General features: G+C 39.6%; 25 protein-coding genes. 19 read left to right on the top strand and 6 right to left on the bottom strand.

The genetic code is table 11. The features are described from left to right. Window positions 1-32 precede the first annotated feature (32 nt). The 4 genes from R2S10_RS17940 (at window position 33) to R2S10_RS17925 (ending at window position 2,670) form a co-directional block, all read left to right on the top strand. Complete coding sequence (locus R2S10_RS17940; RefSeq protein ID WP_316841786.1) at window positions 33-602, top strand: phosphatase PAP2 family protein; 570 nt, start codon at window positions 33-35, stop codon at window positions 600-602. Window positions 603-716: 114 nt separating this feature from the next. Then, window positions 717-1,028, top strand: coding sequence for a hypothetical protein (locus R2S10_RS17935; protein WP_316841785.1), 312 nt, complete (start codon window positions 717-719; stop codon window positions 1,026-1,028). A gap of 72 nt (window positions 1,029-1,100) precedes the next feature. Then, a complete protein-coding gene (locus R2S10_RS17930) occupies window positions 1,101-1,994 on the top strand; it encodes a hypothetical protein (RefSeq protein WP_316841784.1) in 894 nt (297 codons plus the stop codon). Window positions 1,995-2,142: 148 nt separating this feature from the next. After that, a complete protein-coding gene (locus R2S10_RS17925) occupies window positions 2,143-2,670 on the top strand; it encodes an OmpA family protein (RefSeq protein WP_316841783.1) in 528 nt (175 codons plus the stop codon). A 1-nt stretch (window position 2,671) separates the two neighbouring features. Here R2S10_RS17925 and R2S10_RS17920 read toward each other — a convergent pair whose 3' ends face one another. Continuing rightward, window positions 2,672-4,666: an ATP-binding protein gene (locus R2S10_RS17920; RefSeq protein WP_316841782.1), complete on the bottom strand. Its 1,995-nt coding sequence runs from the start codon at window positions 4,664-4,666 to the stop codon at window positions 2,672-2,674. A gap of 216 nt (window positions 4,667-4,882) precedes the next feature. Continuing rightward, window positions 4,883-5,332, bottom strand: a complete 450-nt coding sequence (locus tag R2S10_RS17915) for a DUF1842 domain-containing protein (RefSeq protein WP_316841781.1) — start codon at window positions 5,330-5,332, stop codon at window positions 4,883-4,885. A gap of 177 nt (window positions 5,333-5,509) precedes the next feature. Here R2S10_RS17915 and R2S10_RS17910 point away from each other — a divergent pair, with 177 nt between their 5' ends. The 12 genes from R2S10_RS17910 to R2S10_RS17855 all read left to right on the top strand — a co-directional run bounded on the left by R2S10_RS17910 (window position 5,510) and on the right by R2S10_RS17855 (window position 17,860). Beyond that, a complete protein-coding gene (locus R2S10_RS17910; RefSeq protein ID WP_316841780.1) occupies window positions 5,510-6,592 on the top strand; it encodes an ionic transporter y4hA in 1,083 nt (360 codons plus the stop codon). Window positions 6,593-6,698: 106 nt separating this feature from the next. Then, a complete protein-coding gene (locus tag R2S10_RS17905; RefSeq protein WP_316841779.1) occupies window positions 6,699-6,977 on the top strand; it encodes a hypothetical protein in 279 nt (92 codons plus the stop codon). A 350-nt stretch (window positions 6,978-7,327) separates the two neighbouring features. Beyond that, window positions 7,328-7,564: a thioredoxin family protein gene (locus R2S10_RS17900; protein ID WP_316841778.1), complete on the top strand. Its 237-nt coding sequence runs from the start codon at window positions 7,328-7,330 to the stop codon at window positions 7,562-7,564. An 18-nt stretch (window positions 7,565-7,582) separates the two neighbouring features. After that, a complete protein-coding gene (gene nrdI / locus R2S10_RS17895; RefSeq protein ID WP_316841777.1) occupies window positions 7,583-7,945 on the top strand; it encodes a class Ib ribonucleoside-diphosphate reductase assembly flavoprotein NrdI in 363 nt (120 codons plus the stop codon). Window positions 7,946-7,949: 4 nt separating this feature from the next. Then, window positions 7,950-10,040 carry a class 1b ribonucleoside-diphosphate reductase subunit alpha gene (nrdE, locus tag R2S10_RS17890; RefSeq protein ID WP_316841776.1) on the top strand — a complete coding sequence of 697 codons (2,091 nt, stop codon included), beginning with the start codon at window positions 7,950-7,952 and terminating at the stop codon, window positions 10,038-10,040. 38 nt (window positions 10,041-10,078) lie between these two features. Beyond that, the gene (gene nrdF / locus R2S10_RS17885) at window positions 10,079-11,062 is read left to right on the top strand and encodes a class 1b ribonucleoside-diphosphate reductase subunit beta (RefSeq protein ID WP_316841775.1); all 984 of its coding nucleotides are present in this window, start codon (window positions 10,079-10,081) and stop codon (window positions 11,060-11,062) included. Window positions 11,063-11,254: 192 nt separating this feature from the next. Further along, window positions 11,255-12,133: a universal stress protein gene (locus R2S10_RS17880; RefSeq protein WP_316841774.1), complete on the top strand. Its 879-nt coding sequence runs from the start codon at window positions 11,255-11,257 to the stop codon at window positions 12,131-12,133. Window positions 12,134-12,214: 81 nt separating this feature from the next. Continuing rightward, window positions 12,215-12,889 carry a PAS domain S-box protein gene (locus R2S10_RS17875; protein ID WP_316841773.1) on the top strand — a complete coding sequence of 225 codons (675 nt, stop codon included), beginning with the start codon at window positions 12,215-12,217 and terminating at the stop codon, window positions 12,887-12,889. A gap of 63 nt (window positions 12,890-12,952) precedes the next feature. Beyond that, window positions 12,953-13,738 carry a metallophosphoesterase family protein gene (locus tag R2S10_RS17870; protein WP_316841772.1) on the top strand — a complete coding sequence of 262 codons (786 nt, stop codon included), beginning with the start codon at window positions 12,953-12,955 and terminating at the stop codon, window positions 13,736-13,738. Window positions 13,739-13,792: 54 nt separating this feature from the next. Further along, window positions 13,793-14,161: a BlaI/MecI/CopY family transcriptional regulator gene (locus R2S10_RS17865; RefSeq protein WP_316841771.1), complete on the top strand. Its 369-nt coding sequence runs from the start codon at window positions 13,793-13,795 to the stop codon at window positions 14,159-14,161. A gap of 141 nt (window positions 14,162-14,302) precedes the next feature. Beyond that, window positions 14,303-15,283 carry a M56 family metallopeptidase gene (locus R2S10_RS17860; RefSeq protein WP_316841770.1) on the top strand — a complete coding sequence of 327 codons (981 nt, stop codon included), beginning with the start codon at window positions 14,303-14,305 and terminating at the stop codon, window positions 15,281-15,283. 123 nt (window positions 15,284-15,406) lie between these two features. Further along, complete coding sequence (locus tag R2S10_RS17855; protein WP_316841769.1) at window positions 15,407-17,860, top strand: outer membrane beta-barrel protein; 2,454 nt, start codon at window positions 15,407-15,409, stop codon at window positions 17,858-17,860. A 115-nt stretch (window positions 17,861-17,975) separates the two neighbouring features. On the opposite strand, the gene R2S10_RS17850 is transcribed toward R2S10_RS17855, so the two are convergent. The 4 genes from R2S10_RS17850 to metN form a co-directional block, all read right to left on the bottom strand. After that, entirely contained in the window at window positions 17,976-18,863 is an 888-nt protein-coding gene (locus tag R2S10_RS17850; protein ID WP_316841768.1) for an alkaline phosphatase, read from the bottom strand. A 170-nt stretch (window positions 18,864-19,033) separates the two neighbouring features. After that, window positions 19,034-19,858 carry a methionine ABC transporter substrate-binding lipoprotein MetQ gene (gene metQ, locus R2S10_RS17845; RefSeq protein WP_316841767.1) on the bottom strand — a complete coding sequence of 275 codons (825 nt, stop codon included), beginning with the start codon at window positions 19,856-19,858 and terminating at the stop codon, window positions 19,034-19,036. A gap of 53 nt (window positions 19,859-19,911) precedes the next feature. Then, window positions 19,912-20,565, bottom strand: coding sequence for a methionine ABC transporter permease MetI (metI, locus tag R2S10_RS17840; protein ID WP_316841766.1), 654 nt, complete (start codon window positions 20,563-20,565; stop codon window positions 19,912-19,914). Then, window positions 20,558-21,589 (bottom strand): methionine ABC transporter ATP-binding protein MetN, encoded by a 1,032-nt coding sequence (metN, locus tag R2S10_RS17835; RefSeq protein WP_316841765.1) that lies wholly within the window; start codon window positions 21,587-21,589, stop codon window positions 20,558-20,560. The genes metI and metN overlap by 8 nt, the downstream gene beginning before the upstream one ends. Window positions 21,590-21,707: 118 nt before the next feature. Between metN and R2S10_RS17830 the strand changes: the two genes are divergently transcribed. From R2S10_RS17830 to R2S10_RS17820, 3 genes are all read left to right on the top strand, one after another. Continuing rightward, window positions 21,708-22,298, top strand: coding sequence for a GNAT family N-acetyltransferase (locus R2S10_RS17830; RefSeq protein WP_316841764.1), 591 nt, complete (start codon window positions 21,708-21,710; stop codon window positions 22,296-22,298). Between the two features lie 124 nt (window positions 22,299-22,422). Next, window positions 22,423-22,902 carry a sigma-70 family RNA polymerase sigma factor gene (locus R2S10_RS17825; protein WP_316841763.1) on the top strand — a complete coding sequence of 160 codons (480 nt, stop codon included), beginning with the start codon at window positions 22,423-22,425 and terminating at the stop codon, window positions 22,900-22,902. A gap of 1 nt (window position 22,903) precedes the next feature. Further along, the gene (locus tag R2S10_RS17820; protein WP_316841762.1) at window positions 22,904-23,503 is read left to right on the top strand and encodes a hypothetical protein; all 600 of its coding nucleotides are present in this window, start codon (window positions 22,904-22,906) and stop codon (window positions 23,501-23,503) included. Window positions 23,504-23,648: the final 145 nt, after the last annotated feature.

Below are 23,648 nucleotides of genomic sequence, written 5' to 3'. Positions count from 1 at the left end.
GCACATTTCTTAACTATATTATACTATTTCAGTTGACTATAGTTCTTGCCATCCCGATGCAAGTACTTGGCCAGCATAAATTACAACAGCTGGATGATCGGATTCTGATCAACCTTTCTGAACGGAGAACTCCGGAAAAAACAAGCTTCTTTATGTTTCTGTCCAAATATAATGATGTGGTCAATGTTGGTGTTCCAGTAGGACTGATGGCTGCAGGTGTGCTATCAAATGATAAACAAATGCGCCAGAATGCAGTATATGTGGCCAGTAGTTCTGCCGTAAATGTAGTGGCTACCTTGCTCATTAAAAAACTGGTAAAACGTCCAAGACCATTTAATGGATTGGTGAAAATCAACGCAGTTTATCAACCTTCGCATTATTCCTTCCCTTCAGGGCATACCTCTACGGCTTTTACTACGGCAACCGCCTTATCTAATAGCTATCGGAAATGGTATGTCATTGCACCAGCTTATTTATGGGCAAGTTCTGTTGGCTTTTCCCGTTTATACCTCGGGGTTCATTATCCTACGGATGTGGCTGCAGGGGCTGTATTGGGAACAGGTTCAGCAATGTCGATGGGCTTTATGCGCGGAGATAAGTAATTCCTTCTTTTAATGCCTAATAATTTTTATATTTGCTAATATTTGTAGTATTTCTATGGTTTGCAACCTTGATAAATGCAAGCCTATAGATAGGATCCTAGATTGAACAAGCGTATGACCATAACCGTACTCCCAATTGTAGAACCGGACATTAAACCGGCAGAGCCCCTAGTAAAAGTGATGAACGACCAATTGGCTGTATTGGCCAGAGAACTTCAGGATTTACACCTCAAAGACCTGGAGCTGATGGAACCTTTATTTGAGGATATTGTAATTTATATCAGCTACTATAACAAACAAGGTATCCGCTGGAAAATTGTCAATGATGTACCGGAAGCGGCCATTGCTGAAGTAGCAAGTCAATGCGACAAATTAGGTTATGTGCGCTGGAAAACAGCTACACTAAACGCCTTTAACAGGGATTAATAAAGCTTTTATTTTTTGAGGAATATGAAACTTTTTTGACCTTCGATGCGTATGTAGTATTAAAAGGTTCCAATGAAAATTCCAGGCTTAATGATACTGATTTATAGCCTAAGTTTAGTAGCTGTACAGGCTCAAAATCATCAAGAAATAAATACGGACTTTATACAACTCTACAAAGAGAACGCAGCGCTTTCTTATATCTCTCCAAGAGGAGAGCTAGGCGCTCCGGGTAAATTTGTGATCAATGGACGGCTCACCACCACCTATATGCTGCTTGCTACAGAAAAGTTGCCCATCGCTTTTGCTGTAGTACCCGATTTTACTGTTAAAGTAAAGGAAGAAAGATCAGCAGCGGTACGAACTCCAAGTTTCAAACTTGGAGGAACATTATTTGTACGGTTAGACAGGTCTGTACCTGATTACAAGTATGCCAGCCTAACTTTTACCCACCATTCCAATGGTCAGGATGGAACAGCCTTAAATCCAGATGGAAGCATAAATACCAATAATGGTAATTTTACGACAAACTATTTAACTTTAGCTTACCATTTTGGAACGGACTTCAATAAGCATAAAAATAGCGGTTATTATTCCCTGAATCATAAGGCCGGCCTCGAATGGCATAAATGGTTTAACTACGAAAAGGCCATGAAAGACGATTATGGCTTTACCAGAATAATCTATAATTGCTCATTGAGAAGTTACCACCCTGAAAAAGAGGACTGGAGATTAAATGCAGAAATCAATTATGCCCTTAACCCAATGAAGGAATACGAGCTGAATGCCATCAAAAAAAGACTCAACGCGGAACTTTCCTTTCATTATAGCTTCCCTTTTATGAACAATGCTTTTTTAATGATGGCAGCGGGTTATTATGGGGAAGATCCTTACAATATCTATTACAGGGACAAGTACAGCTATTTTCGTTTTGGAATTTCCAGCGGAATCCTGCGTGGGAAAAAATGAGAGATTCCTTATGACAGTTGATTTTCAGGGATTCCATATCAAAATTATTCCTTCCTTTTGTTGCGGCTAACACTATAATCGTAACTAATTCGTTTTATTGCTTAATCATTGGATAATAATTTTTATTTTTAACAAACACAAAACATAAATGAAAATTTTAAGAACACGTACACTAATCGTTGCGATTGGGCTGTTGACCCTTTCGATGCAAGCTTGCAAGACTAAAAAAATGGTTGCAAAACCAGTTGCCCCAGTAGCAGAAACCAAAGCACCTGTTGAGGAGCCGAAACCAACTCCAGCACCAGTAGAAGAGAAAGAAGCACCAGCTCCTGAAGAAAAAGCAAACTTTAATTTCAGCAATGTTCAATTTGAATTCAATTCAGATGTATTGAAAACTGCTTCTTTTGAAACGCTTGATCAGGTAGTTAGTCAAATGAAAAAATCACCGGATGCCGTATTAACCATCCATGGTAATTCCTCTACAGAAGGTTCTGCAGCACATAATATGTCTTTATCAGTAGACCGTGCTAATGCAGTAAAATCTTACCTGGTAAATGCAGGTCTTAACGGCAGTAAGTTGAAAATTAAGGGACATGGTGCAACCAATCCAGTAACCTCAAATGATACTGAAGCAGGAAAAGCTTTAAACCGTCGCGTAGAATTTAAAGTAAAATAATTTAAAGGTTGGAGTCAGAGTTTGGTATTGGTAAGCTGAAATGAAAAGTCGAGCCAATGCCAATCTCACTCTCCACCCATATTTTACCCCCATGGTGTTCCAGTATTTCTGAACAGAGATACAATCCGATGCCGAATCCTGAAATGTTCTGCGTGTGTTTCGTTTCTACCCGAAAGAAACGTTCGAACAGCTTCCCTAAGGATTGTGGTTTAATGCCCATTCCTTCATCTTTAATACTGATCTGAGCAGCTAATGGGCTGACCTGGCAGTTGACTTCTATTCTTTTTCCCTTTGGGGAGTATTTCACCGCATTACTCAATAAATTGGAAACCACAGAACCGATTTTATCACGATCCGCATGAATAGTAACTGCTTCGCAGGAATTTAAAGTAATGGTATGCTGGTGGAGTGTAGACTTGGTTTCGTCAATCATTTCCTGGACCAACTGGCCAAGATCAAAACTTTCCATGTTCAAATGGATTTTCCCAGATTCTAACCTCGAAAGATTCAGAAAACCATTGATCATGTTGCTCATTTTTTTGACCTGTACATTCGCTTTGCTCAAAGAAGAAGCTATAAACTGATCCTGTGGCTCTTTTAATTTAAGCATCATCAGTTGAAGATATCCATTTAAAGAGGTGAGGGGAGTTTTTAACTCATGACTCACCATTCCAATGAAGTCATTTTTGCGAATCTCATCCTGCTTTTGTTCTGTAATGTCCAGTAGCATCCCAGAAAAATGAGCCGGATGCCCAACTTCCATAGGGTAAAGCCGACCTAATGCCCTCACCCAGCGCATAGCTTGATGATCACGACCAACAATTGGATGCTCTACACTAAAATCCTTTCCTGTTTCTATTGAATTCATCACCGCATCAGCAACCTGTTGTCGATAATCTTCATGAACCTGATCCAGCGTGTCTGAAAGTGAAACCTCCTCATCATGGCTATAGCCAAACAGTTCTTTCATCCTTGGAGAGGCAATAAAAATATTGCTTTCAATATCCAGTCTCCAGGTGCCCACATTCGCAGATTCAATAGATAATCGAAGCATTTCTTCCGCTTGTTCTACCTTTTTTCTGGCCACAACCTGTTCCGTAATAACATTAGCCACCATTAAGATGCTGTGGGTATTCCCTTTTTCATCTTTTATGGGTTGATACACAAAGTTGGCATAGAACTCTTCCAGTTTGTCTTGCTGTTTCAATAAACCCCTCACTTCATTGCCATGATAAGGTTGCCCGGTAGCTAAAACATGATTTAACAATTCGAAAAATGGTTGACCAGTTAATTCTGGGGAAGCGATTGCCAATGGCATGCCAATAATTTCCTCTCCTTTATCCCATTCTTTCATGGCCAGTTTATTTGCTGATTCGATAATGAAATCCGGACCAGTAAACAAGGCAATGGAAACAGGGGCATCGGCCAGCATATATCTGATTTTCGACTCACTATTGGCAAGCTCAGCTAAGGTTTTCTCAATTTTTCTATCGGCATGGACCTTTTCCGTCGTTTCAGAACAGATCACCAATACACCACCGATTTGGCCCGGAAGGTCTTTTACTTTACTAAAACTAAAGGTCCAGTATACATCCTCCAGCTGGTTGTTTCTAAAAATTGGAAGTAATTCATCTTCACACCAGGTAGCTTCTCCAGTAGACATGGCCTGTTCAATCATGGGCGACACCATGTCCCAGATCTCTGGCCAGCAATCTTTGCCAGCTTGCCCCAATGCAGTAGGATGTTTCCCTTCATCACCAAGACTTTTGCGATAAGCATCATTATAAAACTGAATCAATTCTGTTCCCCACCATAAAAACATTGGAAAACGCGAACCTATGATGATACTTATAGTAGTCAGTAAACTTTGCGACCATTGCCCTGGCGATCCTATCACTGTCTTAGACCAATCATAATCCCGAATCAGCTGTCCCATTTCTCCTCCTCCTTCTAAATAATGATGATAGTTGGGGTTCTGGGCTTGATCTTGAAGCATATGAAAAGTTTAATAGGTCTGGAAAAACTAAATATATTTAATTAGCAGCTGCTTTTGTGATGAAATTATACAAAAAAATTAGTCGATTAAAACTTTTCTGAATTATTATTTCATATTTTGATAAGGGAAGGAGGCTTGTTTTTTTCGATGTAAAAAAACTGGCAGGTGGGGGACTGCCAGTTAGTTAAAATCAATACACCTTTAAGAAGTGATTGATTACAATAGAGCGTAATGATTCTTTTTTGAAAGGTCAGCCATACCAAATGCTTTTTTTGATGGTGTGGTTGCAAATAGTATACTCGATACCGTTGCATTTCTGACGTTTTTATTGATTTCACCATGATAATGGTAATTGCAAATACCGGTAGTATAAGCAGCATTCATCTCTAAGCTTACAGTCAAACAAGGCTTTTGTTCAGTGTCTAGTAGCTTATGACCTTTAAGTTGTATAGATATATTTGCGAGATGAGCTTGGTTTTGGTAACTTCCAACCACTTTGAAGCTTAAATTAAGCGGGCCAGTAAGTTCTTTTATAGTGATCACAGCAGTTCCCGAAATAGTGCCCGAGGAATGTCGCTGCAAATTTAAATGAAGTACAGGTTGGAATAACCCTTCACTAAGGATACGTAAGTTTATTGGTTCGCCGTAAATGTGTTCAGTTATCATTGGAGCTTGATATTTCTATTCCGCTAAAGTACCGGTACGCAGCAGCTCTGGTAACCGTGAAAATACCCTAATAAAAAAACAGGTATAAATACCTGCTTTCTAATCTAAACAAAGCCTTAAATACAGCTTTTTTAAACAATTATTGAATTTTTTGGTTCTAAATAAATATCTTTTACTATGAAAAAAACCTTACCTCTTCCTTTATGGACCATTGCCGTTCCAATTCTAGCATGGATTGCTTATTTTGGAATGTCATTAGACCTTGGGGGCTTATATTCGATTGTTCTTGCCGCAGTATTAATTGGTAGTGTACTGGCTGCCGTACACCATGCCGAAGTCGTTGCCCATAGGGTAGGTGAACCCTACGGAACGTTACTCCTGGCATTGGCCATTACAGTGATAGAAGTTGCTTTGATTGTTTCCCTGATGCTAACAGGAGGACCTGAAACGACAGCCCTTGCCCGTGATACGGTATTGGCCGCCGTAATGATTATTTTAACCGGAATGATCGGTACCTGTTTACTCGTTGGTGGCGCCCGGTTTAAAGAACAGTTCTTTAGTCTGGAGGGCGTGAGTGCAGCATTAGTAACACTTTCGGCCATTCTGGTACTCACCTTGATCCTACCTAATTATACCACAAGTAAGGCCGGTCCTGTATATACTACAGCACAGTTGGGCTTTGTAGCGATAGTTTCCCTGGTACTCTATGGTACTTTTGTATTGGTACAGACGGTCAGACACCGTGATTTTTTCCTCCCTCCGGAAGCAGATGGTGATGAAGATGTGCATGCTGAACCACCAACTAAAAAAGTAGCCCTTTGGAGTGCTTTATTGTTGTTGATCTGTTTGGGAGTGGTAGTGCTGTTGGCTAAAGCTTTAGCCCCTGATATTGAACTGGCAGTAGTCAATGCCGGTGCCCCAAAATCTTTAGTAGGGGTCATCATTGCTGCAGTGGTACTCTTGCCTGAAGGCCTGGCTGCCTACCGTGCGGCTAGAAAGAACCGCCTGCAAACCAGTCTTAACCTGGCAATGGGCTCTGCACTGGCCAGTATTGGTTTAACAATTCCTGCCGTAGCAATTGTTTCTATGGTAACCGGAATGACCATTACCTTAGGTATCGATATGAAATCTACTGTGCTTTTATTGTTGTCGCTATTTACGATCATGCTTTCATTAGCTACGGGAAAAACAAATATCCTGCAAGGAGTAGTCTTATTGGTGATCTTTGCCGTGTACCTGTTTACAATTATAGCACCCTAACTCTTGCTTAGACCTAACCTTTTCTTTCAGGAGCAGCAACTGTTCCTGAAGCTATAAAATGAGCCCAATAAACGATTGATCCCGAATTATCCTTAGCTTTACGATTATGAAAAAGGTAAACATAGAAGGGTATGTGGAGTTTGATGCCAATATTCTGAAAGATTGGATCGATAACGGGGTTAATTATGTGAAAATTGTGAACCTTAATTTAAGAGGTAGTATCGAAGCTTTTGAATTAATTCCAAACTCTGAAATTCCAGAAACTGGCGACCTGATCCATCACATCCTTTCTGAGGATATAGAAGACTTGCTGGAAACCATGGAAAAAGTGAAGTTTTTAGTCCATGAAATCTACTTGGAAGAAGACGAAGAAGAAACAGCATAGTTTCAAAACAGAATATTGTCATTTCCAGATCAGCTATACCTCGAACCTTATCATTCGGAGTATAGCTTTTTTTATGAACTAACTTCTTATGAAAAGTATTTTGAGCGCTTTTAATGCTTTCAAACATCAAGTTATTTTCTTCAATATTCTTTATACGAATGCATTACAGAACAACGCTTACTAAGTGTAATCATTTTTGTTGTTTTTTCAGTATCTCATCCGTCATAAAATGCAGCTGTTTTTCCACCGAATGTGGATAACCGTTTAGAGTCTTTCTAGATAATATTTGCCATTTTTGAAATCGATCACCAGCCCTGCATGAGGGCTGATTTATTAAAAAATCCTACGAAATGAGTACTAAAAGAATCATCAAATTCGAAAAAGAAGATTGTAGCCCATGTAATATGGTCTCTGAATATCTGGATAGAAAAGGAATGGTATACGAAACCATCAATCCTTTCAATGACCCTGAACTGGCCATGCAATTCAGAGTACGTTCTGTACCAACGGTGATTCTAATGGAAGCAGGAGAGGAACTGGCAAGAGTGATCGGATATAAGCCGGATGAGTTAGCCGCTTTAGCTTAGTTTAATCAAGTTAAATTGATGACCTGCATTTATTATGACAGTAAAACCGGTAATGTAGAACGGTTTGTGAACCGCTTAAAGTTACAGCGCGACTGGAATATTCAAAAGATTGATCAAGTGTCTGCTCCCCTGGAGGAAGGACACCTGATCACCTATACCACAGGTTTTGGAGAAGTCCCTCTGTCAACTTTAAGGTTCCTCGAAGAAAATAGCAGCTCCATCAAATCAATTACCTCCAGTGGAAACAAAAACTGGGGCCCTAATTATGCACTCGCTGCAAAAAAAATCTCTGCCCTGTTTCAACTGCCCATATTGATGCAGTTTGAACTTTCAGGTACCGCAGATGATATTCAAAAATTTATAGATAATATAGAAGGCTAAAGATATGGTGACTAAAAAATGGATCTTGTTGAACAACGAGATCATGGTTAAAAAAGATGACGAATTCAGCCTTAGCAAAGATAAGGAAGCAGTTCGTTCTTACTTTTTGGACTATGTAAATAAAAACACGGTTTTCTTTTATACGCTAAAAGAGAAAATTGATTACCTGATTGAACAGGAGTATTATATTGATTTCTATCAATGGTATACTTTTGAACAAATGGAAGAAGTATATGACCTGGTTTATGCGAAGAAATTCAGGTTCCAGTCCTTCATGAGTGCTTTCAAATTTTTTCAAAGTTATGCACTTAGAGACGATAGCGGAGAGAAGTTCCTGGAACGCTATGAAGATCGCGTAGTAGCGGTTTCTTTATTCCTGGCCAGAGGCGATGTGCCTCAAGCCAAACAATATGCAGAACTGCTGATCAATCAGGAGTACCAGCCTGCAACACCAACCTTCTTAAACTCAGGAAAAAAACGCTCTGGTGAATTAGTTTCCTGCTTTTTAGACGAAATCGGTGATAACCTGAATGGAATTGGTTACGCAATTGATTCCGCAATGAAACTTTCTTCTATCGGTGGAGGTGTTTCTTTTAACATCTCTAAAGTGCGTGCAAGAGGAGAGTCCATCAAAGACGTGGAAGGACGTGCAGGTGGAGTATTGCCAATTATGAAAATTCTGGAAGATACTTTCTCTTATGCAAACCAATTGGGGCAACGTCCCGGTGCCGGAGCGGTATACTTAAACATCTTCCACACTGATATTGAAGAGTTTTTAGACTGTAAAAAGATCAATGTGGATGAGAAAGTCCGCATTAAATCTCTTTCTATTGGCGTGATCGTTCCTGATAAGTTCATGGAGCTTGCAGAAAACGATGAAGCTTGTTACCTGTTCTACCCACATACTGTATTTAAACAATACGGTAAATATCTGGATGAATTGGATATGAATGAGATGTATGAGGATCTGGTGACCAATCCTTTAGTGAAAAAGAAAAAGATCAATGCCCGTCATTTGATGGTGAAAATTGCTCAAACTCAAAAAGAGAGTGGTTACCCATATTTGTTTTTCAAAGGAAATGCCAATAGAGGACACGCTTTAAAAGAACTTGGAAACGTGAAATTCTCTAACCTTTGTACAGAAATCATGCAGATCTCTGAGGTTTCAGATATCGAGATCTATGGTAAAGAAGATACCATCCGTTACGGAATTTCCTGTAACCTGGGCTCTTTGAACATTGCTACAGTAATGGAAAACAAAAGGGTAAAAGAAGCAGTGTCTACGGCAATGCGCTCTTTAACGGTGGTTTCCGATCTAACCAATATCGCAATGGTGCCTTCTGTACAGAAAGCAAATAAAGAATTGCATAGTGTAGGCCTGGGCGCGATGAACCTACATGGCTTCCTGACTAAAAACTTTATCATGTATGAAAGTGCTGCCGCACTGGATTTCTGTAATGTGTTCTTTATGATGGTTAATTTCTATTCTATTCAAAGTTCCATGGAAATCGCAAGAGAGAAAAAGGAAACTTTTGTAGGATTTGAGCAATCAGAATATGCAAATGGGAATTATTTCCAACCTTACCTGATTAAGGACATTGCTCCGGTAAGTGATAAAATTGCTGGTTTATTCGAAGGAATGGCAATTCCTACAGTAGCAGATTGGACTGAATTGATGAATGAAGTGAAAACCCATGGTCTTTACCATGCGTATCGTCTGGCTATTGCTCCGAACCAATCTACTTCTTACATCATGAATGCAACCGCTTCTGTGATGCCGGTAGTAGATGTGATCGAAGTAAGAGAGTATGGTGATAGTACTACTTACTACCCAATGCCATACCTGGACAACGACAACTATTTCTTCTATAAGTCTGCCTATGATATGGATCAGAAGAATGTATTGCGCCTGATATCTGTAATTCAAAAGCATGTGGATCAGGGAATCTCCACGATTTTACATACCAATACGAAAGACAGCACGCGTGATATCGCTAAATACTATATCTATGCGCATAAAATGGGTCTGAAATCCCTGTATTATACCCGGACGCGTAAAGCTTCCATTGATGAATGTGTATCCTGCTCGGTTTAATCCCAGGCAGTAATTAATTACCTTATTAAATTATATAAATGAGTTCATATAAAGCAGTAAACTGGAATACACCTGAAAATGATTACGCAGGAATGTTCTGGGAGCAAAATCTTCGTCAGTTTTGGGTGGATACTGAATATATTCCTTCAAAAGATATTGACAGCTGGAAGTCTTTGAGTCCCGAAATCCAGGAAGCTTATAAAAAAGCATTGGGTGGCCTTACTTTATTGGATACCCTGCAAAGCCATACCGGAATGCCTAAATTGTTAGACCATATCGATGGCCTGCAAAATAAAGCAGTATTGTCGTTTATGTGTATGATGGAAGCGATTCACGCCAAGTCTTATTCAACCATTTTTACGACGGTAAATAGCACTGCGGAGATCAATGAACTGTTCGAATGGGTAGAAAATAATAAACTCCTGCAATATAAAGCAGCTACCATCGACAAGTATTATAGAAACCTGGATGCACAGAAAGTAAGCGATGAAACCTTGTTTATGGGACTTGCTGCCTCTGTTCTACTGGAATCTTTCTTGTTCTACAGTGGTTTCTTTATGCCATTATGGTTAGCAGGACAAGGACAAATGGTTGCCAGTGCAGATATCATTAAAAAAATTGTAGCCGATGAATCCATTCACGGCGTATTTGTAGGCTTACTGGCTCAGGATCTTTATAAGAAATTACCTGATCCGGAAAAAAGCAAGCAAGAGCTGATCGATCTTTTGATGGAGCTTTATGAAAACGAATTGAAGTATACGGATGAATTGTATACAGAAGTTGGTTTAACAGCTGATGTAAAAGAATATGTCAGGTACAATGCCAATAAAGCAATGATGAACCTGGGCTTTGAAGAGCTTTTCGAAGTGAAATCCGTAAATTCAATTGTCCTGAATGGCTTAAACGGTGAAACGACACAACATGATTTCTTCTCAAAGAAATCAACAAACTATGAAAAAAGTATGGAAGTAGTACACCTGAGAGATGAAGATTTTCAGGTTGCTGCAGAACCGGTTTTCTAATCATAGAAAACGCTGCTGATTTTTTTCAATGAAAAAATATCCTGTCTCCAATTAGCTTTAAACAGCTAAAAGGGGCCAGGGTATTTTTTTTTAAAACAAATAGGCTCATAATCAGTGTTTAATATGATAGATATCATGTTTCCTTAATTAAGGATTGTTGACCTTAGTTATAGATCAATTAAACAAAGTCCGATGAAAACTATTCTGATTCCCACCGATTTTTCTCCTAATGCAGACCATGCCGCGCTATACGCTTTGGAACTTGGAAAAAGCATGAAAGCCAGCCTTAAATTGTGTAATGCCGTTATGCTGCCGGCAGCGGCAACCATGTCGCCACAAGTAGCCTGGCCATTGATGGATTTAGGTACGCTGAGAACGGATGCCACTAATGAGCTAAAGAAACTTTCTGAAAAGTTGAAACAGCAAGCCAAAGCCAGCGGTACTACTGCACAAGAATGTCCGCCAATAGAAGTCCTGGCGGAAGTAGGTACCGTAACAGAAGTGTTGAATATGCTGGCTGAAAAGGAAAAAATTAACCTGGTCGTAATGGGGACTTCCGGGGTAGGTAGTATAAACCGGTTTTTTCTGGGAAGTACCAGTCGGGATTTAATCGATCATGCTAATTTCCCCGTCTTGCTGATTCCACCAGGAACGAATTTCAAACCTATAAAGAGAATCGCATTTGCGACAGATCTAAGTGACGGAGATCTGGAATTGATTCATTCCCTGGCGCTCTTTGCCCGTCCTTTTAATGCGGAAATTCTAATTGTACACATTACTCCAGATGATTTTGACCCAGAAGTTCATCAAAAGAAAGTCGATGCATTTTTAAATGACATCACTTGTAAAGTGCATTATCATAAGGTCTATTATCGCCATGTTAAGGATATGGGAATTGACGAAGGCTTAACCTGGTTAACCGATCATGTAGATCTGGATATGCTGGCCATGGTTCACCGCAGATATACTTTTATCAAAAGATTATTTGAAGGTAGTCATACTCAAAAGCTCGCTGTTCATGTAAAACTTCCCTTATTGGTGTTCCCTCCTGAAAGTCATAATGTGCTTTAAGGTGGATAAAAATTAACTCAGTGTTCTTAATTTACTTTTTATTGCCGGGAAAAGTTGGCTAAATTGTAAATTTGAGCGCTTATGGGAATAGCAAAGAAGGATGAGGTGTGTTTGGTGGACGGTTCTCAGGAACGATTGATTCCACTATTGATGGCTTATCAGCAAGCAGTAGATACAAGTATAATTTCCTCTATTACAGATGTAAGGGGGACCATTATTCATGTAAATAAACGGTTTTGTGAGGTGTCGAAATTTAGCAGAAAAGAGCTGTTAGGACAAAATCATCGCATTATCAATTCCGGTTTTCATCCTAAAGAATTCCTTAAAGAAATGTGGAAGACTATTGGAAGAGGAGAGGTATGGCATGGGGAAATTAAAAACCAAGCCAAAGATGGATCCTATTATTGGGTCGATAGCGTGATTGTTCCCATCAAAGATCTCGATGGTAAACCGGTACAATACCTTTCTCTTAGAACACTAATTTCAGAACGAAAAGAAAAAGAAGAAAAAGATAGAGAAGATCAGGTCAATGCAATGGAAGAAATGCTGTTTAAGATCTCTCATGAACTTCGACAACCCGTAGTGAAAATTCTAGGCCTTTCTGAACTGTTTGATTATTCAGGGAATTCTGCGGAAGACCTGAAAATTATGATCGAGGGAATCAAGGAATCCGCAATTATGCTGGACAATTATACTAGGGAACTTGCGGGATTCGTCCATAAGATTCGTAATGAGCAGGATTCAGAACCTGGTTAATCGCTTTTTACCATCTTTTCCTTGTATAGTACAATTTTGGTGTCGTTACAAATACCATCTTTGTTGAAATCTACTGAACCTCAAATGAAACTAGCGATCATTACTGATCTTCATGCCAATCTACCCGCAGTAAAAGCAGTGTTAACTGACATCGACACCTTCCATCCAGATCAAATTTATTGTTTGGGGGATTTGACAGATGCCGCACCATGGCACAATGAGGTGATTGAGCTGATAAAAATAAGGAACATCCCTACCATCATGGGAAACCACGATGAACGCATCGCTTTTGATCTCCCCGTTTATACATTGGATAAACACAGTTTGTCAGAACAACAAGCCCGCTTAGAAGCGATCAATTATACCAAACAGACGATAACGGAGGCGAATAAAGCATTCCTTTCGACGCTGCCGGCCACATTGAAAATCGAATTTGATGGGCTGAGTATCTTATTGGTTCACGGAAGCCCGGATAGCAATGAGGAGTATATTTATGAAGATGCCGAAGAAGATCGGATCTCAGAAATGTTTAGGAAAGCAGAAGTAGATGCCATCATTTCAGGACATACCCACCTTTCTTTTATACGTTATTTGCCGGAATCTGCTCATCAGAGGACGAAAGTACTGATCAATGCAGGATCAGTGGGGCGCTCAAAAGAAAAAGGCGCTAAGGCCTGCTACCTGCAATTGGAAATCCTAAATGCGACGGAGGCTGTCGGAATAGATCGATTAAAACCTGTTATTCGAGAAATAGATTATCCCATCAGGGAAACCATCATTGGGATTCGGAATAGCCCGGTTCCTGATTTTTACGCAGATTTTCTGGAAAAGGCTGACCATAAATTCTAATCATTGCTGCTCCTAAAGAATTTTTATAACTTTAATGCTGACTAATTCAGCAAAATGGAAATTAAAGACCTGACCAAGGCAGAAGAGCAACTCATGCAATTATTATGGAAGCTGGACAAAGCGTTTGTAAAAGAACTGATTGCGGAATTGCCAGCGCCTAAGCCGGCCTACAATACCACATCTACCATTATTAGAATTCTGGAAGCAAAAGGTTTTATCGGTTATGAAGCGTTTGGAAGAACTCATCGGTATTATCCGCTCATCAGTAAGGTCGATTATACTCGTCATCAGGCACAGAAACTACTGACAGATTATTTTGAGAATTCTATCCAGGACATGTTTTCTTTTTTTGTAAAAGAGAAAAATATGAACCTAAAAGAAGCAGACGAGATTTTAAGAATTATAGACAAAATAAAGGATTAGTGTATGACTTTAATCAGCTTCCTTCTTCAGGCCAACTTATGTCTTCTTGTTTTCTATTTTTTTTATAGACTATTCCTTCACAAGGAAACCTTTTTTACATGGAACCGGGTATACTTGCTTGTGGCCGTTTGTTTTTCATTTGTGCTTCCAATTCTGCGCTTTGAATGGTTAAGCAAGAGTTCCGCTAGTAAAGAGCTACAACTAAAAATCGGGGATATCTTAGTGGAAGGTACTGTTGTGGCAAATACAAATTTCGACTGGATACAACTACTTTATATCGCGTATTTTTCTGGGCTAGGCATCGCTGTATTGTTCTTGTTTTACAAATTATGGCACCTGCGGAGTCGAATTCGCAATCCTCAACAGGGAATTGCATTTTCATTTTTTAGATTTAAGCGGGTGGATCCAAACCTCGCCGATTTTGAAACCATTAACCGGCATGAAGAGATTCATGTTCAACAACTTCATAGCCTGGATATTTTATTAATGGAGATTGCCGGAATAATTGTCTGGTTTAATCCCGTGATTTATCTATATAAGTTAAACATTAAAACTATCCATGAATACCTGGCTGATGAGGCTGCAGCAAGATTTGCAGGCAGTAAGAAAAAATATGCGTTGCTACTGCTCAGTAGAGGGATGGGTGTAATTCCGGAATTAAGCAACTCCTTTATTCGCCATTCGGAAGTTAAAAAGAGAATACTCATGTTGCAAAGAGAAAGATCAGCTAAGCAATCTTTATGGAAATACCTCTGGATTGTTCCGTTGCTGTCCACATTGCTATTGTGCTCTTCTGCAATTAAAGGGACTAAAGCAACGCGGACTTTTGATGCAGTCTTTCCAGGGGGACTAGCGAAATTTGTAGCTTATCTTAAAACAGCAACTAAATATCCGGCAATTGATCTAAAAAATAGAACCGAGGGGAAAGTGATGGTTACTTTTATCATTGATAAAGATGGGAACTTAATTGACGCCGAGGTGAAAAAAGGAGTTAGTCCTGGTTTAGACCAGGAAGCAATACGGCTGATCAGTAATTCGCCGAAATGGATTCCTGGAAATGAAAACGGTATTCCTGTTAGAATCAGGTATGATATAGGTGTGAATTTTAAACTTAAAAAATAATTCTTCCCTGGGAAACAGGTTTTTTGACCTTCAACTAATTTATTAGTAATAAAACTAATTGATTAGTTGCGCAACTAAATACTTAGGTGTATACTTGTGTTATAAACCTTATTATTTACGCTTATGCTCTACTCTTTAAAAACCACTATTCGCAGTTTAGCTGTTTTGTTTTTAATGGCAGCTCATCTTTCTTCATCTGCTCAAAACAATGTTTCAGGCACAATTAAAGGCATTGTGATAGATGAAAACAAAATGACTTTAGCCTTTGCCTCCATCTTTCTTAAACAAGAAAAAGATACCATCATTTACAAGAGTCAGGTAGCTACGGAGGAGGGAGCTTTCTCTTTTGCTGCAGTAAAAGAGGGAAGGTATTTCCTGGAAATTAAAGTCATGGGCTATGGAGATTTCAAAAGAGAAAATATCATTATTGATCGAAACAGCAATTTGATGGATATCGGGAGGATCCAATTATTTCCATCTTCAAAAGCGCTTAGCGGCGTTACCATTACTGGGCGGATTCCCCTGATAGAAAGAAGAGCAGATAAAATCATTGTCAATCTTGACCAGCATTTTCAATCTAGTCCCTCTATACTGGAACTGATGGATAAGCTCCCAGGAGTACAGGTCAACCCGGTTGATGATCAGATTAGCCTGAATGGTAGAGCCATTCAAATTTATATTGATGGAAAAGCAACTCCCTTAACCTCAGTTGCACTTGCAGGCCTTCTCAAGGGGATGTCGCCAGCAAGTATTCAAAAGATAGAGCTGATTGCCAATCCATCAGCTAAGTACGATGCCGTTGCTGGAGGAGGAATCATCAATATCATTAGAAAAAGAAACTATAAAGGAGGGTTGAATGGAAATGTATTTGCCAACATCGGACAAGGAACCTATGGTAAGCAGGTAGCAGGATTGAACCTGAATTATAAAGGCGAAGGCTTTAATGTTTTGTTGAATACGAATTACAACCACAATAAGTATTATTTTGATACTAAAGTCAGGAATGATTTCTTTGACAGCAATGGCCAATTAATGACACAAAGTGGATCTGATATTAAAAGTATTAGGAATACGCGGATTTATACCCCCACACTTGGACTTGATTTATACCTTTCCAAGAAAACAACACTCTCTTTTACTACCGTCCAAAATATACAACGCTTTCATAAAGATGCAAACTCTGTTTCTTTAATCACTGATCAAATACCTGCGGAGAAGGACCAGTTTTTAAACCTGGTTAAAGCAAAAACACTGAATTCTTCTTATAGCGTCCATTTTATAAGGCAAATTGATACCCTGGGAAAGGAGCTAACTGCAGACCTGGATTTCTTTGATTACGATAGTCAGACGGGTAATGATAATACTCATTTGAACAGTGCTGACGCTGGCATGTCACTGAATGCCGGGAAGACTTTTCTTGATCAGGGACGGAAATACAAGGTCTATGCAGCCAAAGTGGATTATGCTCAACCTTTAGGAGCAAAGAGTAGGATGGAAGTAGGAGGGAAAACAAGCTTCGTCAGGTCTGATAATGAAAACTTGCTTTTTAAAGATAGGAATGGATTGCTGGTATTGGATCCTACACAAAATGATCATTTTAAGTACAGGGAGATGATCAACGCCATCTATGCTACTTTTAGCAAAGATGGGAAGCGTTTTTCCTATCAAATAGGGCTTCGTGGGGAACATACGATAGGTAAAGGTAGACAATTGGAAATTGCTCAACGGAGCAGCAGTCATTATTTTCAATTGTTCCCTTCCCTATATATTGACTATAAAATAAATGCGCATAATGGCTTAAACCTGACTTTTAATAAGAACATCAACAGGCCTACCTATGAGAATCTTAATCCTTTAATTAGAATTTTAGATGCCAACAATTACCTGCAGGGAAATCCAGATTTGAAACCAGGAATCGTTTACAACACATCGCTAACCTATAGTCTCAAAAATGCATTGTTCGCAACGATAACTTATGCCTACACTGAAAATGATTTTACCTCATTTTCTACGAAGTTTGATCAGACTGGAATTATCAGTACCAGACCTGAGAACAACAGGTATACTCAATATTTTTCTTCTCATGTGGCTTACAATAAGCAAATCAATCCATGGTGGTACAATTCAGCTGTGCTGAGTTATAATCAGCGAACTTACAAAAGCGATTTTAATGGATATGCTTTGCACAGTACCGGAATTCCAGGCTTTGCGGGTAATGTTTATCAGGCTTTTTCCCTAACGAAGAAGTTCTCTTTATTGTTTTTGTTGCGCTATACCGGGAAATTTCAGGAACGCAACATCATCAATGATCCATCTTTTGTTTTTACCGCAGGTGTCAGTCAGAAGCTGTTTAAAAACAAAGGTACACTGGCTTTTAATGTCACCGATATCTTTGAAACCTATAAGTCTCGCTACACGCAAAATTCTGCTGTGATTAATCAGGTATGGGAGAATAAGCTGGAAACCAGAATTGGAAGGCTGTCGTTTACTTACAATTTCGGTGGAACAATAAGAAGCAGAGCCACAGGCAAGGGGGCCGACGAGGAGAAGAAGCGAACGAATGCGGTAGAGAATTAATTGAAAAGCCATCCTTAATCTACTCATTACAATGCCCCCAAAATGTCTAAATTTTGGGGGCATTGTATTTAGCCTGCTCCTTTTTATTTATAAGCGATCGCTTCAGGCATCGTGCTTACTTGCTGAAACTATCACTAACGGCTTTACCTCTCCAGCTTTGAGGGATTTTTAGCCCCATAATCCAGGCCAGTGTCGCTGCGGTATCATAAGTGATGATCACATCTTTGATCTGGTGGTTTTTCTTTACACCAACACCATTGATTACCCATGGTATTTGTACTTCATCCAGTGTTTTTCCACCATGTCCTTTACCGGTACCACCATGGTCTGCCGAAACAATAATGATGGTTTCTTTCTCAATCCCTGCATCTTTAACCGCTTGCACGATTTTTCCGATTCTTTCATCCACTTTTTTCAATTGCTCGTAATACGCCGGAGTGCGGTGACCAATCTCATGGCCAGTATGGTCTGGCTCATCAAAATGAACGAAAGTGAAGTATGGTTTTTCTCTTTTGATAATACTTGCTGTGGTATCTGCGCAGAAATCATCTTTGTCATTTCCCGGAACCACGATGCTAATGGCATCTTTTTCTACCAATGGTCCTATTCCCGGCCAGCTGTAAATGACAGCAGTTTTCGCATTTGGTTTCTGATCCCTGATCACGCTAAAAATAGAAGGGAAAATGCCATACTTTGTAGTAGTAACAGAAGGAATTTCAGGTGTTTTACTTCCCCATTCCGTATACCCATGTTCTGTCGGTCCGGCGCCCATCAACATAGATGCCCAGTTTACGGCACTGGAAGATGGAAGCACAGATCTAGCAACAAGACTAGATGCACCGGTTGTCATTAACTTTTTAAGATGTGGCATTTGTGCATCAGGAATGGCATAGGCACCCAGTCCATCGCAGCCAATCAGAATCACATGTTTTACATTTTTCAGTTGTGCATTGACACCTAATCCAGCGCAAAGCAAGCAAAAGGCAATAATTGATTTTTTCATTTGTGTGGTTTGTTATGGTTAATCGCATTCGAAAGTTAAATATATATGTTATGATGTTTAGTTTTATTAAACAAATGTGATTTTTTTGTCTGAAGCCCAATCAGGCTGCAAAAAAAAGCCCCCAAAAAGTGATTAACTTTTTGGGGGCAATTGATTATAATTTTTTTTAGCTACCAACCTTTAATGGCACCGCCTTTAAAGGCTTCTTTTGCAGCTTTTTCTACTTCTTCACTTTGGTAAGCTTTCACAAATTTCAATACTTTCTCGTCATTTTTGTTGTCTTCTCTGGCAACAATAGAATTGACATAAGGCGAGTCTTTTGCTTCCACAAACAATCCGTCTTTTTCTGGACTTAAGCCTATAGGAGCAGCAAAAGTATTGTTGATGATCGCGATCGTTACATTTTGGTCATCTAATGCTCTTGGTAATTGTGGCGCCTCTAATTCCAGAATTTTAAGCTTTTTTGGGTTGCCCGTAATGTCATTCACGGTAGGCAATAAGCCCACGCCCTCTTTTAATTGGATCAATCCGAATTTCGCCATTAACAACAAGGCTCTTCCACCGTTAGTGGCATCATTAGGGATAATTACAGTGCTTTCGTCCTTAAGTTCTGATAAAGATTTGATCTTTTTTGAATAACCAGCAAGTGGGTAAACAAAAGTATTTCCTACGATCGCAAATTTATAACCACGTTGCTTGGTTTGTACATCCAGATAAGGCTTGTTCTGGAATACATTCACATCAATGTCTCCCTGTTGAAGCGCCTCATTAGGCATCACGTAATCATTAAACTGTACCAGATCAACTTCTAAACCGTATTTTTCTTTAGCAACTTTCTTCGCTGCTTCCGCCAGGCTATACTCAGGACCGGACTCTACGCCAACCTGGATGTAATTTGGATCCGTGTTTTTTGCGGAACGGCCACAGCTGAATAGGGCTACTGAACTTGTTAGAATGGCTATTGCCGCGATAAATTTGATGTTTTTTGTATTCATTTGTTTTTCATATTTGATAGGTGATTTCCTTTTGATCCGGCTTCCCGGAAGGACTACCTGTGGTCTACTCTTTTAGCGATAAAGTCACCCAGAAACTGGATGATAAATACCAATGCAATTAACAGGATAAGAACAGTATTCATTACAAATACATCATAGCCTACATAACCATATTGATAACCAATCTGGCCCAGTCCGCCGGCACCAACGGCACCACCCATTGCCGAATAACCAACCAATGTGATCAAGGTAACTGATGCACTGTTGAGGATGGAAGGAAGGGCTTCTGGTAACAATACCTTATATACGATCTGGAAAGGAGTGGCACCCATAGCTCTTGCAGCCTCTACTAATCCACCAGGAACTTCAATCAGGCTGTTCTCAATCAATCTTGCGATAAAAGGAGCTGCACCGATACTCAAGGGTACAATTGCCGCTTCAACACCAATAGAAGTACCTACCAATGCTCTGGTGAAAGGGATCATCCAAACAATCAAAATGATGAAAGGAATGGAACGAAAGATATTAACGATGATGGAAATGGTATGGTTAAAAGTTTTATGTTCTAAAACCTGGCCTTTTCTGGTCATAAATAAGAGTACACCCGTAGGTAAGCCTATTAAAAAACCGAAAAATCCGGAAACAAAAGTCATGACGATCGTTTCCCAGGCTCCTTTAGCAAGGAGCAAAATCATTGCATCAGACATAACCAATTACCTCCACTTTAATGTTCTTACTTTTATAAAATTCTATCGCCTGAAGGCTGTTTTCCTGTGTACCGAAGACTTCAATCAGCATCACGCCAAATTTAATGCCACCGGCATAATCCATTCTTGCACTGATCACATTACTATCAATCTGGAAAAGACGCGCTACCTCTGATAACACAGGGTCGTCTACTGATTGTCCGGTAAATTCAAGTTTCAATAATGGGCGCTTGTTGTCTGCAGGAGCAGCAACCAATCGCTCTTTATAGTCTGCGGGGATATCAAGGCTTAATGCAGAAGCAATAAATGCCTTTGCCAGCTCAGTCTTTGGATGAGAAAAAATCTCACTCACCGCGCCCTGTTCAATCAATTGACCTTCACTGATCACCGCAACTTCATCACAAATGTCTTTTACAACCTCCATTTCATGAGTAATGAGTAGGATAGTAATGTTCAAACGCTTGTTGATGTCCTTCAGCAAAGCCAGGATAGATTTGGTGGTGGCAGGGTCTAAAGCACTGGTAGCCTCATCACAAAGCAATACCTTAGGATTACTGGCCAATGTTCTTGCAATCGCCACACGTTGTTTCTGACCTCCGGATAAATTCACCGGATAGTCATGGTGCTTTTCATTTAAGCCCACCAAAGCAAGCAATTCCGTTACTCTTTTCTCAATCTCTGCTTTTGGAGTATGGTCTAGCTCTAAAGAAAAGGCAACATTCTCAAAAACGGTGCGTGAGGATAGTAAATTGAAATGCTGGAAAATCATTCCTATATGTCTTCTGGCTTTTGCCAGTTCTTTCGGAGAAAGAGCCATCAGGTTTTGACCATCAACAATCACTTCTCCTGAAGTCGGTTTCTCCAATAGATTTACGCAGCGGATCAGCGTGCTTTTTCCTGCACCTGAACTCCCGATTACCCCGAAGATTTTACCTTCAGGTACCTTTAAGGAAACTCCGGATAGGGCAGTGATCGCTCTCGTCTTCTGGAAAAATGTCTTCGTTATATTTCTTAATTCAATCATTGCCCGGAGGTATTTTTGACAAAGATAAGGTTTCAGGCCATTAGAAACGCTATTAATTCTATGAAACTAGTATAGAATGAAATTCCAGAATCTTGAAATCGATGAAAACTGTTATATTGTGACTAGATATCAAGCAGATCAAATGATGAATGAATTTAAGAATTTTAGCTTTGAAAGACCTCCAGTTTTGGAGTCCGAGCGACTGATACTTCGCGAACAAACGGTAGAAGATGCGCACGCAGTGTTTAAATTGAGGACCAATGAAGAGGTAATGAAATACGTGCCGAGGCCAAGACCAGCAAATATAGAAGAGGTCTATGCTTTGATCGATGAAATTCATGAAGGGTTTTTGAAAGAGAAAAACCTGGGTTGGGCCATTACCTTAAAAGAAGCTCCAGATGTATTGATCGGTTTTATCGGCTTTCCAAAGTTTGATTTTGATAACTTCCGTGCGGAGGTTGGCTATATGGTTGCTCCCGGATTCTGGGGTAAAGGGATCGCTGGAGAAGCATTAGCTGTAATGAATGATTTTGGCTTTGGAGAACTGGGCTTACATTCAATCTATGCAACGATTGATCCGGAAAACATCGCCTCTGCTAAAGTTTTAATTAAGCAAGGGTATGTTAAAGAGGCTCATTTTAAAGAGGATTTCTTTTATGAAGGGAAGTTCCTGGATACCGTAATTTATAGTCTGCTAAAATCAAAATAGCCATTGTTTGAAATGCCCCCAATCATTTCCCCAAGCGGAAAATAAGTTGCAACTGAAATTATTTTCCGCTTGATGTAATCTTATTCGCCTTTCCAATACTAATTGGGAAATGACGATATGAAATATGGTACCACAAAATGAATTCTTAAAAAACATCAATGATAATCGTGGGATTATCTTTAAGATCATCAATCTCTATGTCGAAGATGAAGAAGATCGAAAGGACCTATACCAGGAGATTGTCTTCCAGGCTTACAAATCTTTTGTAAACTTTAAAGGGAGTTCCAGCTTTTCTACCTGGCTATATAAGGTTAGTCTGAATGTTTCTATGACCTATTTGTCGAAAAGAGATAAAAGAGAAAAGATCCGAGAATCATTTCCTGAAGAAACTATCGCCCCAGCTAAAGAGCTTTCAGAACGTGCAGATCAGTTGTATCGTGCCATAAAAACCTTGAACGAACTGGATAGGGGAATCATTATGCTGCACCTGGAAGGTTATGAAAATCCAGAAATCAGCGAGATGGTAGGGATCTCAAAAACAAATACCGGGGTGAAACTACACCGGATTAAACAACAATTAATTCAAATTCTAAATCATAAATAAGATGGACTTACAAAACGAATGGAATCAAATGAATAACGAAGTAGTCGCAAATTCGGATAATTTAGGAATTGCTGGAGCAAAGCTCAAAACAGAATCGCTCAGCGTATTGTCGCAGATTCGAAAAAGACTAAATGTGAAGTTGATGTGGGCAAGAGGCATCTCTTTATTGTTCTTTATCGGATTTATATTTGCAGATGCACAGGTCAGGTATTGGATTCTGGCAGTATTTCTGGCCTATGGACTGGGGATTTACCTTTCAAAAAAGCAAATGAAAACCATTAAATATGACCTTGACTTTGCTGAAGCCACAAAAACGATTCTAACAGAACAACTCCGCGCCATTCAGCAAACGTTAAAAATTGAAAAGGTTTGGGGACTGTTCGTGATTCCTTTTATGGGACCAGTAGGGTTCATGGTTTCGAATCTGGCGAAAGGAAAAGAAGCTGTAGCGATACTATCTGATCCTAAAATGCTGGCCATCATTATCGGATTGGCCCTCTTAGGCGTTCCCCTGATTTACCTGTCGGAAAAAATGAACAATAAAGCGTTCGGCGCATACCTTGCTAAGTTGGAATCACAACTGGAACAAATGGAAGCCTAGTTTTAGGAGTTGATTGCTTGTCATAATCTCTCCTAAAATTGGGAATACTGTGATATTTTTGATTGTTTTGCCTTACAATTTGCATTTAAGCCTCGATTTCAATAGTTTTAGAATCGCGTTGCTATTTTAACACACTAGCCAGGCT

The sequence above is a fragment of the Pedobacter gandavensis genome (genome assembly GCF_032678745.1).
In the GTDB taxonomy this organism is placed as follows: domain Bacteria; phylum Bacteroidota; class Bacteroidia; order Sphingobacteriales; family Sphingobacteriaceae; genus Pedobacter; species Pedobacter gandavensis_C.
Note: the sequence above shows the minus strand (reverse complement) of the source record. Positions and strands in the feature narration are given on the sequence as shown.

Excerpts from the sequence above, each read along its gene's own strand:
- nrdI (WP_316841777.1), top strand. The coding sequence starts at position 7,583 with ATGACCTGCATTTATTATGACAGTAAAACCGGTAATGTAGAACGGTTT.
- R2S10_RS17920 (WP_316841782.1), bottom strand. The coding sequence starts at position 4,666 with ATGCTTCAAGATCAAGCCCAGAACCCCAACTATCATCATTATTTAGAA.
- R2S10_RS17875 (WP_316841773.1), top strand. The coding sequence starts at position 12,215 with ATGGGAATAGCAAAGAAGGATGAGGTGTGTTTGGTGGACGGTTCTCAG.
- R2S10_RS17915 (WP_316841781.1), bottom strand. The coding sequence starts at position 5,332 with ATGATAACTGAACACATTTACGGCGAACCAATAAACTTACGTATCCTT.
- R2S10_RS17900 (WP_316841778.1), top strand. The coding sequence starts at position 7,328 with ATGAGTACTAAAAGAATCATCAAATTCGAAAAAGAAGATTGTAGCCCA.
- nrdE (WP_316841776.1), top strand. The coding sequence starts at position 7,950 with ATGGTGACTAAAAAATGGATCTTGTTGAACAACGAGATCATGGTTAAA.
- R2S10_RS17850 (WP_316841768.1), bottom strand. The coding sequence starts at position 18,863 with ATGAAAAAATCAATTATTGCCTTTTGCTTGCTTTGCGCTGGATTAGGT.
- R2S10_RS17905 (WP_316841779.1), top strand. The coding sequence starts at position 6,699 with ATGAAAAAGGTAAACATAGAAGGGTATGTGGAGTTTGATGCCAATATT.
- metN (WP_316841765.1), bottom strand. The coding sequence starts at position 21,589 with ATGATTGAATTAAGAAATATAACGAAGACATTTTTCCAGAAGACGAGA.
- R2S10_RS17820 (WP_316841762.1), top strand. The coding sequence starts at position 22,904 with ATGGACTTACAAAACGAATGGAATCAAATGAATAACGAAGTAGTCGCA.
- R2S10_RS17910 (WP_316841780.1), top strand. The coding sequence starts at position 5,510 with ATGAAAAAAACCTTACCTCTTCCTTTATGGACCATTGCCGTTCCAATT.
- nrdF (WP_316841775.1), top strand. The coding sequence starts at position 10,079 with ATGAGTTCATATAAAGCAGTAAACTGGAATACACCTGAAAATGATTAC.
- metI (WP_316841766.1), bottom strand. The coding sequence starts at position 20,565 with ATGTCTGATGCAATGATTTTGCTCCTTGCTAAAGGAGCCTGGGAAACG.
- R2S10_RS17935 (WP_316841785.1), top strand. The coding sequence starts at position 717 with ATGACCATAACCGTACTCCCAATTGTAGAACCGGACATTAAACCGGCA.
- R2S10_RS17930 (WP_316841784.1), top strand. The coding sequence starts at position 1,101 with ATGAAAATTCCAGGCTTAATGATACTGATTTATAGCCTAAGTTTAGTA.
- R2S10_RS17825 (WP_316841763.1), top strand. The coding sequence starts at position 22,423 with ATGGTACCACAAAATGAATTCTTAAAAAACATCAATGATAATCGTGGG.
- metQ (WP_316841767.1), bottom strand. The coding sequence starts at position 19,858 with ATGAATACAAAAAACATCAAATTTATCGCGGCAATAGCCATTCTAACA.
- R2S10_RS17865 (WP_316841771.1), top strand. The coding sequence starts at position 13,793 with ATGGAAATTAAAGACCTGACCAAGGCAGAAGAGCAACTCATGCAATTA.
- R2S10_RS17880 (WP_316841774.1), top strand. The coding sequence starts at position 11,255 with ATGAAAACTATTCTGATTCCCACCGATTTTTCTCCTAATGCAGACCAT.
- R2S10_RS17925 (WP_316841783.1), top strand. The coding sequence starts at position 2,143 with ATGAAAATTTTAAGAACACGTACACTAATCGTTGCGATTGGGCTGTTG.
- R2S10_RS17855 (WP_316841769.1), top strand. The coding sequence starts at position 15,407 with ATGCTCTACTCTTTAAAAACCACTATTCGCAGTTTAGCTGTTTTGTTT.